Origin of the sequence: Burkholderia catarinensis, assembly GCF_001883705.2 — a bacterium.
Taxonomy (GTDB): domain Bacteria; phylum Pseudomonadota; class Gammaproteobacteria; order Burkholderiales; family Burkholderiaceae; genus Burkholderia; species Burkholderia catarinensis.
The window spans coordinates 137,768-150,386 of record NZ_MDEQ02000009.1 but is presented as its reverse complement, the minus strand read 5'-3'; the positions used below and the strand labels follow the sequence as shown (position 1 = coordinate 150,386).

Below are 12,619 nucleotides of genomic sequence, written 5' to 3'. Positions count from 1 at the left end.
GGATGCGGTGCGTGCGTGTCGTGCGTGTCGGCAGCGGATCAGGCGGCCGAAGCCAGATACGCGACCAGGCGGCCCAGCATCGCGTCGCATCCGTGCAGCTGTTCGAGCGTGACGAACTCGTCGGGCTTGTGCCCCTGGTCCATGCTGCCGGGCCCGCACACCACGGTCGGAATGCCGGCCTGCCCGAACAGCCCGCCCTCGGTGCCGAATGCAACCGTGCCGAACGCATCGGACCCGCTCAGCATTGCGAGCAGGCGCGCGGCTTCGCTGTCCGGCGCGGTCGCGAGCCCCGGATACGCACCCAGCGGCTGCAGTCGAATGTCGGTATCGGGCTGTACCGCGCGCATCCTCGGCAACAGTTCGGATTCCGCATAGTCCTGCAGCTTCCTCGGCACATCGTGCGCATCGAAATCCGGCAGCGCACGCACCTCGAAATCGAACTCGCATTCGACCGGCACGATGTTCAGCGCACGGCCGCCCTTGATCAGCCCGGTCTGCACGGTCGAGAACGGCGGATCGAAACGGCTGTCGTGCCCTTCTGGCCGCGCGAGCGCCGCGCCGATCTCGCCGAGCCGGCCGATCAGCTTCGCCGCATAGTCGATCGCGTTGACGCCCGACGGCGCGTACGCCGAGTGGCACGCGGCGCCCTGCACGTGGCAGCGCATCGCGAGCTTGCCCTTGTGACCGAGCACCGGCTTCAGTCCGGTCGGCTCGCCGATCAGGCACAGGCGCGGCCGGTGCGCGCGTGCGGCCAGTTCGTCGAGCATCGGCCGCACGCCGAGGCACCCCACTTCCTCGTCGTACGAGAACGCGAGATGCACGGGCACGCCCAGCGGCCGTGCGACGAACGCCGGAACGGCCGCGAGCACCGACGCGATGAAGCCCTTCATGTCCGCCGTGCCGCGGCCGTACAGGCGGCCGTCGCGCTCGGTCAGCCGGAACGGCTCGACCGTCCACGCCTGTCCGTCGACCGGCACCACGTCGGTATGGCCCGACAGCGCGATGCCGCCGCGATCGCGCGGCCCGATCGTCGCGTACAGGCTCGCCTTCGTGCGTTCCGCGTTGTAGAACTGTTCGCTCGCGACGCCAAAGCCCGCGAGATAGTCGCGGATGAAACCGATCATCTCGAGGTTCGACTCGCGGCTGACCGTCGCGAAGCCGATCAGCCGTTCGAGCAGCGCGCGGCTCGACGGTTCACTCATCGCCGGGCACTCCGTAGCTCGGCGCGGCGGTCGGATTCAATGCACGCGTCTGGTAGTCCTGCATCTGCGGCCGATACGCGCGCCACAGCGCATCGAGCTGCCCGATCGGATCCGTATCGGCCCAGTCGACGCGCAGGTCGACCACCGGCCAGGTCACGTCGCCCGCCACCTTCAGCGCGGCCGAATGCACCGGCCCCGCCTCGCCGCCGGCCGCCATCGCCGCGTGCATCGCGGCCAGCAGGCGATCGGCGAGCAGGCCGGGCGCCTGTTCGAATGCCCTCGCCAGCGCGTCGATCACGGCCGGCGCGGCCAGCAGGTTGCCAGCCGCGACGCATTGCTCGCCGCGCACCGCGTGATGCGTGCCGAGCGCTTCCTTGCCGGTGAAGCACGCCGTCTGCCCCTGCCCGTCGATCACCGTGACCTGCCGGTACTGGCTCCAGCCGTTCGCGCTGAGCGCGCGGTCGAGCGCCGCGGCGGGCGCGAGCTGTTCGTGCTCGATCAGGTCGAGAATCTGGGGCCCAAGCGCCGGCAACGTGATGTTCTGCGTCGCGACGGCGCCCACGCCCGCGCGCACCCACGGGCAGCGCGCGCCCACCGCGATGCTCGACGAGCTGATCGCGATCCCGAGCTGGCCCGTCTCCGGGCAGCGCCCGACGATGGAGAAAGTCATGTTGCCTCCTATGCGCGGTTCGGCTGCCAGTTGTCCGGGATCACCGCGATCACGTCGATCTCTATCAGCCACTGCGGCTGGCCGAGCGCGGACACGACGAGCCCCGTCGAGATCGGATACACGCCCTTCAGCCACTTGCCGACTTCCTGGTACACCGGCTCGCGATAACGCGGGTCGATCAGGTAGGTCGTCGTCTTCACGATGTGCGTGATGTCGCTGCCGGCTTCTTCGAGCAACTGCCTGACGTTCTTCATCGCCTGCTCGGCCTGCGCGCGCGGATCGCCGAGGCCGATCAGGTTGCCGTCGAAATCGGTGCCGACCTGGCCGCGCACGTAGACGGTGTTGCCGGCCCGCACGGCCTGGCACAGGTCGTTGTCGAGCGTCTGGTTCGGGTAGGTATCCTTCGTGTTGAACATGCGGATACGCGTATGGGTAGGCTGGCTCATCGAGGTCCTTCGATCGTCGGTGGAAACACCCGCCGCGCAGGCAGCAGGCTGCGGTGCGGCGGGTTCGTGTCGGTTCGTCAGTTCGCCGCTTCGGCGAGCGGGCGCGCGTCGGCCTGCGCCGATTGCGCGGCCGCTCGCTGCTGCGACGCGTCGTGGTACGCGAGGTACTTGCGCTGCGTGACGATGTGATCGGCGATGTGCTTCGCGTCGTGCCACACGCCCCAGATGAAGCTGGAGCCGCGCCGCGACAGCCACGGCAGCCCGACGAAATAGATGCCCGGCTCCTTCGATACGCCGCGCTGGTGCTGCGGCTTGCCGTTCGGCGCAAACGCGTCGACGTTCAGCCAGCCGTAGTCGACCGCATAGCCGGTCGCCCAGACGATCGACGTGACGCCGGCTCCGGCGAGGTCGAGCGCAAGGATCGGATGCGCGACGCATTCCGGGTTCGGCAGGATGCGGCGGGCTTCCGGTTCTTCCCGCAGGTCGAGGCCGTTGCGCGCCGCATAGGCGTCGGCCGCGTCGAGCAGCGACAGGTAGTTCTCGTCGCCGCGTGCGAGATTGACCGCGAGATCGCGTTCGAACACGGCCACGCCGCCGTCGAACGACTTCGTCAGCCCGACGAGCGTCACGCCCTGGTTCGCGAGCGCGCGGAAATCGACCGTATGGCCGCCGCGTGCGCCGCTCACCGCGATCGTCACGTGTTCGCGGCCGGGCGTCGCGACTTCCTTGTCCCATTCGCCGAGCACGCCGAGCCACCAGCAGAAGTCGCGGCCGCGATACGCGCGCGGCGGGCGATCGTGCGGCCCGACCGACAGGTAGACCTGCCGGCCCGCGCGCTGCAGCTCGTCGGCGATCTGCACGCCCGACGACCCCGCGCCGACCACCAGCACCGCGCCTTCCGGAAGCTGGCCCGGGTTGCGATAGCCGGCGGAATGAATCTGCACGACGCGCGCGTCGTCCGGCGCGATCGGCGGAATCACCGGGCGCTGGAACGGCCCCGTCGCGACGACCACGCGGTTCGCCTCGATCGTGCCGTCCGAGGTTTCGACGACGAAGCCCGGCTTGCCCGCATTGCGCACGACCTGCGTCACTTCGACGCCTGTGCGGATCGGTGCGTTGAATTTGCGCGCATACGCTTCGAAGTAGTCCGCGACCTGGTCTTTCGATGCGAACGCATCGGGATCGAGGCCGTCGAATTCGAGCCCCGGGAAGCGGTCGTGCCACGCGGGGCCGTTCGCGACCAGCGAATCCCAGCGCCCGGTGCGCCAGCGTTCGGCGATGCGGCTGCGCTCCAGCACGAGATGGGGCACGCCCAGCTTGCCCAGGTGCTCGCTCATGGCCACGCCGGCCTGCCCGGCGCCGACGACGAGCGTATCGATTGAGGTTGTTTCGACTGCCACGGCTGTCTCCTTCTGAAGTGCGGCTCATGCGACGCTCGTGCTGTCGCGTGAGTTGGAATGGAGACATTCTGCTGATGCGCAGGCGGGTGCGAAATGATGTTTTTTGTTGGTGTTGACGAGCAAAAAGCTGGGGCGGGTGGGTAGCGCGCCGGTTCGATGCAGTCCATCAACGCCCCACATCACGCGAATCGACGGTGCCATGACGGATGCAACCCGTCGATGCAATCGCCCGCGGCGAGCCTCTCATTGCCTGCCCCTCATCGATTGTTGTCGTTCGGACAACATGGTGTGCGCCTTCGCGGCGCTACTGGCATTCGCCCCCTCCTGACACAATCGGTCGCACGCTCGGTTGAAAGGCGAGCGAAACGAAGCGCGCGAAATGCGTGGTCGTGCTCGTGCACCGCGGCGCGGCTTATTCCACTTGATCAACAGGACTATCGAAAATGGGCGAAACAACCCGCAATGTTCAGCCGGTTACGGCCGAACTCGGCAAAACCGGTTCCGGCGAACTCGTGCCTTCCCGCTACGCCGTGCGCGTGGGTGACGTCGACGTCGTGCTGATCAGCGACGGCGTTCTGCCGCTGCCGACCTCCACGATGTCCACCAACGTGAACGAGGCAGACCGCAACGAATGGTTCGATGGGCGTTTCCTGCAACGCGACATGTTCGACTGGGCGCTGAATATCGCGCTCGTGCGCAGCGGCGAACGCCTGATCCTGATCGACTCGGGCGTGGGCGACGGTTTCGAATACTTCACGCGCGCCGGGCGGTCGGTGATGCGTCTGGAATCGGCCGGCATCGACTTGTCCGCGATCACCGATATCGTGATTACGCATATGCACATGGATCACGTCGGCGGGTTGAACGTCGACGGCGTCAAGGCCAAGCTGAGCCCGGACGTGCGCATTCACGTGTCGACCGCGGAACTGGAGTTCTGGAAGAATCCGGACTTCAGCAAGACGGTGATGCCGGAAACGGTCCCTCCCGCGCTCCGCAAGGCGGCTGCAAAGTTCGTGGAACGCTACCGGGAAAACATCGTGCCGTTCGACCGGACCGTGGAAGTCGCAGCGGGCGTGTCGGCGCGCGTGACGGGTGGGCACACGCCGGGGCACTGCGTCGTGGACATCGCATCGAACGGCGAGAAGCTGACGTTCGTCGGCGACGCAATTTTCGAAGTCAACTTCGACAATCCCGACTGGCAAAACGGCTTCGAGCACGATCCTGAAACGGCTGTCGACGTGCGTATCGCGCTGCTCGACGAAGCCGCCGAAACCGGCGCCATGCTGGCCGCGGCGCATGTCGCGTTCCCGTCCATCGGTCACATTTCCAAGCGCGAAGAACGCTACCGTTTCGTGCCGGTTCAGTGGGACTACTGATTGATAATCGACCGTCAACGATAGTCGTATAAATATCACTGACGATTGCCGGAAAACCGCCGCGCGTTCACAAGAATCGTGGCGGTTCTTTTGTAAACGATCATTTTTTTCGCTGCTGCCACGGCCCTCGCCCGTTCGAAGCGATCGCCGGCTATCGGGCGACTTCGACGCCGACGTCGCTCCAGTCGCGCATCATCGCGCCGACTTCCGCATCGAGCCAGTCGCGAAACTGTCGATACTCCGGACGAAGCTGCGCATTCTTGTGGGTGATCAGATAGTGATGACGATCGCGAAACACGAGCGCATCCGGCACCGGCCGCATCAGGCTCCCCTGCTCGACCTGGCGATGCACGAGATGATGCCAGCCGAGCAGCGTGCCCTCGCCGGCCTCCGCCTGGGCCACGAGCAGCCGGTAGTCGTTGCTCTCCAGGTTCTTGTTCTCGGCCAGCGCTTCCGTGCCGTCGCTTTGCTGAAACCAGTTTCGCCACACGCGCCAGTCCACGTGCTCGCATACCTGCGCACGCCCCAGCAGCGACAGGTTCAACGTGGGTTGCGTCAGCAGGTCGAGCGGCTTCAATGTCCGCCGGAGAAAATGCCGCTCGTGGAACGACGGGCTGCACACCGGATAGACGACGTCATGGAACAGCGGCTCGACCTCGAACTCCGCCTCGCGCGGCGGATTCTTCGTAATGATGACGTCGGGCTCCAGCAGCTCGTCCAGCTCCATGAAGTGCTCCGTGACCATCACGTGCAGGCGCAGATCCGGAAAGCGCTCACGTAATGCCGGCAGACGGGACGACAGCCACAGCGCCGAGAACGTATGCGACACGCAAATCGTCAATGCATGCCGGTCGTTGCGGCGCACGGCCTCCGCCGCTTCCGCGATGTTCATGATCGACAGGTACGACGCATTGTAGAGAATGCGCCCGGCGTCGGTCAGCGCGATATGCCTGCCGGTACGCTCGAACAGCGCGACGTCGAGGGAATCCTCGAGCTCCTTGATTTGTCTGCTGATTGCCGCCTGGGTCACGCAGAGCACCTCCGCGGCCTGGGTGAAGCTCTCGTATCGCGCCGCCGTCACGAAACACCTCAGCGCCCGGAGCGACGGCATCTGGGCAAGGAGTCGGTCTGCAAATAGCTGCTTCTTCGACATGGCTGTCACTCTCGAAACGGATAGGCTTGGTGCGGATCGATACACGCGTGGCCGGCACGCGCGTGCTCCGGTAGGAATCCAGCTATCGTGCCACGAATCGCAGGAAAACTCCGGGGCAGACCGCGTGATCCGTTCCCGCGGGGCGGGATGCGCGGGCGTGCCCAGGCAACGCCGCGCGCCGATTGGCCGCCGCCGTCAGTCGAGCTTCAGCCAGGTGGTCTTCAACTCGCAATACTGGTCGTGTGCATACACGGATTTGTCGCGACCGCCGAAGCCCGACTGCTTGAACCCGCCGAAGGGTGTCGACAGATCCCCTTCGCCGAAGCAGTTCACCGTCACGGTGCCCGCGCGGATGCGCGCCGCGATCTTGTGCGCGCTGTTCACGTTGTCCGTCCACAGCGACGCGGCGAGCCCATAGCACGTGTCGTTGGCGATTCGAACGGCGTCCTCGACGTCGTCGTATTCGATGAAGCAGACGACCGGCCCGAACACCTCGTCGCGCGCGATGCTCATCTCCGGGCTCACCTGGTCGAAGATCGTCGGTTCGACGAACCAGCCGCCGGTCTCCTCGAGCGTCGCGCGGCCGCCGCATACGACGCGCGCGCCTTCTTCCTTCGCCTGCTCGATATGGGCCAACACCTTCCGGTAGTGCTTCTCCTCGATCAGCGCGCCCAGCTTCACGTCCGGATCGAGCGGGTCGCCCGTCCTCCAGCCCGCGAGCACCGCCTGGACTTTTTCGAGCAGTTCCGCCTTCCGGCTCGACGGAACGAGAATCCTCGATCCCGCGCTGCAGTTCTCGCCCATGTTCCAGAACGCGGCGGCCACCGCCTGCTCGGCCACCGCGTCGAGATTCGCGACATCGGGGAGAATGACCTGCGGGTTCTTGCCGCCGCATTCGAGCACCACGCGCTTCAGGTTCGTGTCCGCCGAATAATGCAGGAAGCGCTTGCCGGTCGCGGTCGAGCCCGTGAACGCGACGAGATCGACATCGGGATGACGCCCGAGCGCCTGCCCCGCGCCTTCGCCGAAGCCGGTGACGACGCTCAACACGCCCGCCGGCACGCCGGCTTCGAACGCGAGATCGGCGATGCGCAACGTCGACAGCGACGTCTGCTCGGCCGGCTTCACGATCACGCTGTTGCCGACCGACAGCGCCGGGCCGATCTTCCACGCGAGCATCAGCGCCGGGAAATTCCATGGCAGCACCGCGCCGACGACGCCGATCGGCTCGCGCGTGATCATGCTGACGACGCCCGATCCCGACGGCGACAACGCGTCATAGCGCTTGTCGGTCACCTCGGCATGCCAGCGAATGCAGGCCGCCGACTCGGGAATGTCCAGCCCGAGGCACTCGCCGATCGGCTTGCCCGCCTCCAGCGCTTCCAGCAGCGCCAACTCCTCCGCATGCTCGTCGATCAGTTGCGCCAGACGCAGCAGCACCGCCTTCCGATGCGCCGGCGCGGCTTTCGACCATGCGCCGGATTCGAATGCGTCGCGGGCAGCCGCCACCGCGCGATCCACGTCCCGGTCGTCGCATCGCGCCACGTCGGACAGCACCTTGCCCGATGCCGGATTGAGCGTGCCGAACGTTTCGCCCGACGCGGCCGCGCATCGCTGCCCGGCAATGAACGCGCGTCCGTCGAGCGACAACGCCTGCGCCTTCTGCTTCCATTCCTGATGAGTCTTCATGTCCTGTCCTCACAAGTCAAAGTTCGGCGCCTGCCGAAAATTCCTTCGCCCAGATCGTGGCCGACACGGCCACGTCGACAATCGGTCGAACCGGCAGCGAACGCGGGTGCGGCTGCTTCAGCAACTGCGTCACGAGTTCGTTCGACCGGCCAAGCGCGTACTCGGCGATCAGCTTGCCCGATGCGGACCCGCGGCTCAGCCCGAGACCGTTGCATCCGACCGCTTCGAAAATGCCGTCGCTGCGTCGCCCGAACAGCGCGCCGTTGTTCGCCGACAGGCACAGCGGCCCACCCCACGTGTATTCGAGCTCGACGCCTTTCAGCATCGGAAAGCGCCGGTCGAACGATCGCTGGTGCAGGCTCTTCGCCTTCGCCAGGTCGGCCGGCGACACCTCGAGCCCCGGCCGGAACGCAAAGTGGTTGCGCACGCACAGACGGTCGCTCGACAGCCGGCGCACGGTCGTCCCCATCGGGTCGGCCGGAATCAGCGCCCACGACCGCATTCCGCCCAGCCTCGCGATTTCGTCCGCGCTCATCACGCGCGTCATCGACGCGAACGTGTAGACCGGCAGCAAGCCGTTCGGATGGCGGCCGAACGTCGCCGCATAGGCGTTCGTGCACAGCACCGCCTGCTTCGCGACGAGCTTGCCGCGCGCGAAATGCAACACGCTCGCGGCGCCGCGACGTTCGATCCGCGTCACCGCGCTGAGCTCGAACACCGTCACGTTCTCCGGCAGCGACGCGGCGAGGCCGCGCATCAGCGCGGCCGGCTGCACCGTGCTGCAACCGGGCGTAAACAGCGCACCGCGATAGAAATCCGTACCGGTCACCGCCCGGATTGCCGAACCGTCGAGCCATTCGCATGCTTCGCCGATCCGGGTCAGCCCGTCGGCAAAATGCGCGAGCGCCGTCTCGCCCTTCCGGTTGACCGACGCATGAAACTTGCCGTCGTCCCGCCAGTCGCAGTCGATGCCGTGACGACGCACGATCGAGCGTACATAGTCGATCCCGTGCCGCTGGAACCGAATGTCGGCCTGGTCTTCGTCGATACTGCGCGAGTAGCTTTCGCTGCTGATGTCGTGCGGCAGGTCGACGAAAAATCCGGAATTCCGCCCCGCTGTCGTGCGGCCGATGCGATCGGCCTCGACCAGCGCGATCGATGCATCGGGCGCGAGCTCGGCCAGCCGCCGTGCCGCGCACAATCCGGTAATGCCGCCGCCCACGACGACCCAGTCGTAACGGTGCTCCGACGATACTGCGCGGGCGGCCGGCGGCGGCAGCAGGATTTGCCACCAGCCGTTGACGCCGTCAGGCGCGGGAAACCGCGCGAATTCCAGATTCGAGTCCATGTCGCCTGATCAATCCTTGCGGAACAGCGGCTTCACCAGTTGTGCGAATGCGCGACGCTCCTCGTCGGTGAGCGTGCCGAGCGGCGCGCGCGCCGGCCCGACCGGCAGCCCCGCCAGCTCGCAGCCGTAGCGGACGTACTGAATGAACTTCCCACTGCGTTCGAGCAGTTCGAGCACCGGCAGCAGCTGGGCCATCAGCTTGCGGCCCGCGTCGAAATCGCCGCGCGTCACGCATGCGTCGTACAGCGCGGTATGCGCTTCGGGCAGGAAGTTCGACGCGCCGCCGACCCAGCTTCTCGCGCCCCACACGAAGAACTCGAGCGCCTGGTCGTCCATCCCGCAGCTCAGCACCAGCCGGTCGCCGAAATGCGTGACGAGGTGATGCAGGTGCGAGATGTCGCCGGTGCTTTCCTTCATCGCGACGAAATTCCGCCGTTCGAGCAGCGTCGCGAGGATGTCGTCGCCGATCGCCGTGCCGGTGCGGGCCGGAAAGTTGTACAGCATGACCGGCATGTCGAGCGCGTCGTCGACCTTCAGCAGGTGGGCGAGCAGTTCCTCCTGGGTCGGCTGCGCGTAATAAGGCGCCGCGACCAGCAGCGCCGACATGCCGGCGCGCTTGGCCGCCTGGCCCAGGCGGATGACTTCGCCGGTCGTCGTCGCGTTGATGCCGGCGGTCAGGAACGTCTTGCCGCCGGCCGCTTCGGCGACGGTACCGAACGTCCGGACCCGCTCGTCGAAACTCAGCGCGTAGTATTCGCCGGTGGTGCCGCCGATACCGAGCCCGGATACGCGGCCCGCGAGATCGGCCGCATGCCTGCCGAGCAGTTGATGATCGATTTCGCCGTCCGCGGCGAACGGGGTGACCAGCGGGGTATGTACGCCTTCGAAGCTCATTTTGGTTCCTCTCTTCATCAAGTACGCCGCGCTCTCCGCGCGTCACCCCGGCAACCGGCCGGGCGGGATCGCATACGGAGGCGCGGCAGTTCAAAAATATTCGGATTCCTGACGGCCTTCACGATTCGATGGCCTAGACATGGGCTTCCGCGTGCGCATGGAGCGGAAACTGGCTGCACAGGTCGCGCACGCGGCTTCGCACCGCGCGTTCGACCTGATCGTCGCCGTTCGGATCGGCCTGGAGCGCCGACAGTACGTCGAGAATCATTGCACCGATCTGCTCGAACTCGGCAGTGCCGAATCCGCGCGTCGTGCCGGCCGGCGTGCCGAGCCGGATGCCGGACGTGACGGCCGCGTTTTCCGTGTCGAACGGGATGCCGTTCCTGTTGCACGTGATGCCGGCCCGCTCCAGCGCCTTTTCCGCCTGCATGCCGGTGATGCGCTGCGCGCGCAGGTCGACCAGCAACAGATGGTTGTCCGTGCCGCCCGTGACGAGACTCAGCCCGCCAGCCTGCAGCACCTTGGCGAGCGTTTGCGCATTGCGCAGCACCCGATCGATATACGCCGTGAATTCCGGACGCAGCGCCTCGCCGAACGCAACCGCCTTGCCGGCGATCACATGCATCAGCGGCCCGCCCTGCAGGCCGGGAAACACCGCCGCGTCGACCTTCCTCGCGACGTCGCCGCGGTTCGTCAGGATGAAACCGCCGCGCGGCCCGCGCAGCGTCTTGTGCGTGGTGGACGTCACGACGTCCGCATGGCGGACCGGATCCGGATGCCGCCCGGCCGCGACGAGCCCCGCGATATGCGCCATGTCCACCATCAGCATCGCGCCGACACTGTCCGCGATGTCGCGGAACGCCGCGAAATCCAGCGCGCGCGGGTAAGCCGAATAGCCCGCGATGACCAGCTTCGGCCGATGCTGCTCGGCGAGCCGGCGCACCGCGTCGTAATCGATGCGCTGCGTCTCGGGGCTCACGCCGTACTGCACGGCGTTGAACCCTTTTCCGGCGAGCGCCGGCCGCGCGCCGTGCGTGAGTTGGCCGCCGGCGTCGAGCGACATGCCCATCACCGTGTCGCCCGGATTCACCAGTGCAAGCATGACCGCACCGTTTGCCTGCGCGCCCGAATGCGGCTGCACGTTGGCGAACTCCGCGTCGAACAGCGCGCGCACGCGGTCGATCGCGAGCGCCTCGATCCGGTCGACATGATCGCAACCGCCGTAATACCGCTTCGACGGATACCCTTGCGCATACTTGTTGGTCAGCACCGTTCCCTGTGCTTCCATCACCGCGGCCGATACGATGTTTTCCGACGCGATCAGCGCGATCCGGGTTTGCTGTCGCCGCAACTCCAGCGCGATCTCCGACGCGATGACGGGATCGCGACTCTGGAGCGATTCGGCAAAAAAGCGTGAGTTCTCGTTCACTGGGTCACTCCGCGGCGCAGGTCGTCGAACCAGGCCGTGTGGAAAGAGGGCTTGCCTTCACGGGCGCGCGGCCGGTGCGACACCGGCCGCGTGCCTTCCCGGTAGACGGCGCAACCGGCTCACTGCGCCAGCCAGGCCTTCACCTTCTCCGGATGCGCGTCGACGAATTTCTTCGCGGCCGTCGCATAGTCGTTCGTGCTGTTTCCTTCAAACTCGATGGCCTCGACATCGGCCAGCGTCAGCTTGAAATGCTTGAAGAACACGTCCGCCCGCGGAAACTTGCCGGCGAACTTCTTCGACGCGAACGCGTGGATCTGCTCTTCGCCGCCCAGCGTTCCCTTCGGGTCCTTCAGGTAGCGCATCTGCCATTTCTGGAACAGCCAGTGCGGGCTCCAGACCGTCGCGACCACCCACTGCTTCGACTGGTAGGCGCGCTGCACGCTCGCGAGCATGCCGGCTTCGCTCGACGACTGCAGGTTGTAGCCGTCCAGGTTGTAGGCCTTGATGGTCTTTTCGGACGCCTGCATCAGGCCGCCGCCCGGCTCGATGCCCTGGACGATCCCGTTCAGCTTGCTCTTGACCTCCGGCTTCGCCAGATCGGCGATCGACGACAACTGCGACTCGGGAATGTAGGTCGGCACGGCCCAGCCGTTTCTGCCGCCCGTATAGATGATGCCGACGTCATCCAGGTCGTTCTTGTACTTCGTGTAGTAGGCCGCGTGCGTCACGGGCAGCCAGCCGCCGACCATGATGTCCAGGTCCCCGCGCGCCACGCCCTGGTACTGGATGCCGATATCGGCCTGCACGAACTGCACCGGCTGCTTGATATCGTTCTCGAGCACGTACTTGGCCACGTTCGCCACCGCCAGCACGTCCGCCCAGTTCGTCACCGCCATCTTGATCGGCTCGGCCGCCGCGACCGGCCCCACGCCGACGCCGAAAGCCACGACCGCCGATATCGTCAGTTTCGCGAGAAGCGATTTAACCGCACTGCTGTTCATATAGCACTCCT

The 12,619-nt window shown here is 66.4% G+C and carries 11 protein-coding genes; 1 reads left to right on the top strand and 10 read right to left on the bottom strand.

The features are described from left to right. Positions 1–38 precede the first annotated feature (38 nt). The 4 genes from argE to BFF94_RS16595 form a co-directional block, all read right to left on the bottom strand. A complete protein-coding gene (argE, locus tag BFF94_RS16610) occupies positions 39–1,202 on the bottom strand; it encodes an acetylornithine deacetylase (protein ID WP_128846849.1) in 1,164 nt (387 codons plus the stop codon). Next, positions 1,195–1,872 (bottom strand): DUF1028 domain-containing protein, encoded by a 678-nt coding sequence (locus tag BFF94_RS16605; RefSeq protein WP_219139553.1) that lies wholly within the window; start codon positions 1,870–1,872, stop codon positions 1,195–1,197. Before BFF94_RS16605 ends, argE begins: the two co-directional genes overlap by 8 nt. A gap of 8 nt (positions 1,873–1,880) precedes the next feature. Next, on the bottom strand, positions 1,881–2,318 hold the full coding sequence (locus BFF94_RS16600) for a RidA family protein (RefSeq protein ID WP_128846851.1): 438 nt from the start codon (positions 2,316–2,318) through the stop codon (positions 1,881–1,883). Positions 2,319–2,395: 77 nt separating this feature from the next. Continuing rightward, complete coding sequence (locus BFF94_RS16595; RefSeq protein ID WP_219139552.1) at positions 2,396–3,718, bottom strand: flavin-containing monooxygenase; 1,323 nt, start codon at positions 3,716–3,718, stop codon at positions 2,396–2,398. 443 nt (positions 3,719–4,161) lie between these two features. Here BFF94_RS16595 and BFF94_RS16590 point away from each other — a divergent pair, with 443 nt between their 5' ends. Beyond that, the gene (locus tag BFF94_RS16590) at positions 4,162–5,094 is read left to right on the top strand and encodes an MBL fold metallo-hydrolase (RefSeq protein ID WP_128846854.1); all 933 of its coding nucleotides are present in this window, start codon (positions 4,162–4,164) and stop codon (positions 5,092–5,094) included. A gap of 151 nt (positions 5,095–5,245) precedes the next feature. Here the strand turns inward: BFF94_RS16590 and BFF94_RS16585 are convergent, their stop codons facing one another. From BFF94_RS16585 to BFF94_RS16560, 6 genes are all read right to left on the bottom strand, one after another. Further along, positions 5,246–6,247, bottom strand: coding sequence for a LysR substrate-binding domain-containing protein (locus BFF94_RS16585; RefSeq protein ID WP_128846896.1), 1,002 nt, complete (start codon positions 6,245–6,247; stop codon positions 5,246–5,248). 195 nt (positions 6,248–6,442) lie between these two features. Next, positions 6,443–7,936 carry an aldehyde dehydrogenase gene (locus tag BFF94_RS16580; protein ID WP_128846857.1) on the bottom strand — a complete coding sequence of 498 codons (1,494 nt, stop codon included), beginning with the start codon at positions 7,934–7,936 and terminating at the stop codon, positions 6,443–6,445. Positions 7,937–7,952: 16 nt separating this feature from the next. Beyond that, the gene (locus BFF94_RS16575) at positions 7,953–9,284 is read right to left on the bottom strand and encodes an NAD(P)/FAD-dependent oxidoreductase (protein ID WP_128846859.1); all 1,332 of its coding nucleotides are present in this window, start codon (positions 9,282–9,284) and stop codon (positions 7,953–7,955) included. A 9-nt stretch (positions 9,285–9,293) separates the two neighbouring features. Continuing rightward, entirely contained in the window at positions 9,294–10,178 is an 885-nt protein-coding gene (locus tag BFF94_RS16570) for a dihydrodipicolinate synthase family protein (RefSeq protein ID WP_219139551.1), read from the bottom strand. A 133-nt stretch (positions 10,179–10,311) separates the two neighbouring features. Then, the gene (glyA, locus tag BFF94_RS16565) at positions 10,312–11,607 is read right to left on the bottom strand and encodes a serine hydroxymethyltransferase (protein WP_128846864.1); all 1,296 of its coding nucleotides are present in this window, start codon (positions 11,605–11,607) and stop codon (positions 10,312–10,314) included. Positions 11,608–11,726: 119 nt separating this feature from the next. Then, the gene (locus BFF94_RS16560; RefSeq protein ID WP_128846866.1) at positions 11,727–12,608 is read right to left on the bottom strand and encodes a glycine betaine ABC transporter substrate-binding protein; all 882 of its coding nucleotides are present in this window, start codon (positions 12,606–12,608) and stop codon (positions 11,727–11,729) included. Positions 12,609–12,619: the final 11 nt, after the last annotated feature.

Coding starts and splice junctions, on each gene's coding strand:
- argE (WP_128846849.1), bottom strand. CDS start 1,202: ATGAGTGAACCGTCGAGCCGCGCGCTGCTCGAACGGCTGATCGGCTTC.
- BFF94_RS16605 (WP_219139553.1), bottom strand. CDS start 1,872: ATGACTTTCTCCATCGTCGGGCGCTGCCCGGAGACGGGCCAGCTCGGG.
- BFF94_RS16600 (WP_128846851.1), bottom strand. CDS start 2,318: ATGAGCCAGCCTACCCATACGCGTATCCGCATGTTCAACACGAAGGAT.
- BFF94_RS16590 (WP_128846854.1), top strand. CDS start 4,162: ATGGGCGAAACAACCCGCAATGTTCAGCCGGTTACGGCCGAACTCGGC.
- BFF94_RS16585 (WP_128846896.1), bottom strand. CDS start 6,247: ATGTCGAAGAAGCAGCTATTTGCAGACCGACTCCTTGCCCAGATGCCG.
- BFF94_RS16580 (WP_128846857.1), bottom strand. CDS start 7,936: ATGAAGACTCATCAGGAATGGAAGCAGAAGGCGCAGGCGTTGTCGCTC.
- BFF94_RS16575 (WP_128846859.1), bottom strand. CDS start 9,284: ATGGACTCGAATCTGGAATTCGCGCGGTTTCCCGCGCCTGACGGCGTC.
- BFF94_RS16570 (WP_219139551.1), bottom strand. CDS start 10,178: ATGAGCTTCGAAGGCGTACATACCCCGCTGGTCACCCCGTTCGCCGCG.
- BFF94_RS16560 (WP_128846866.1), bottom strand. CDS start 12,608: ATGAACAGCAGTGCGGTTAAATCGCTTCTCGCGAAACTGACGATATCG.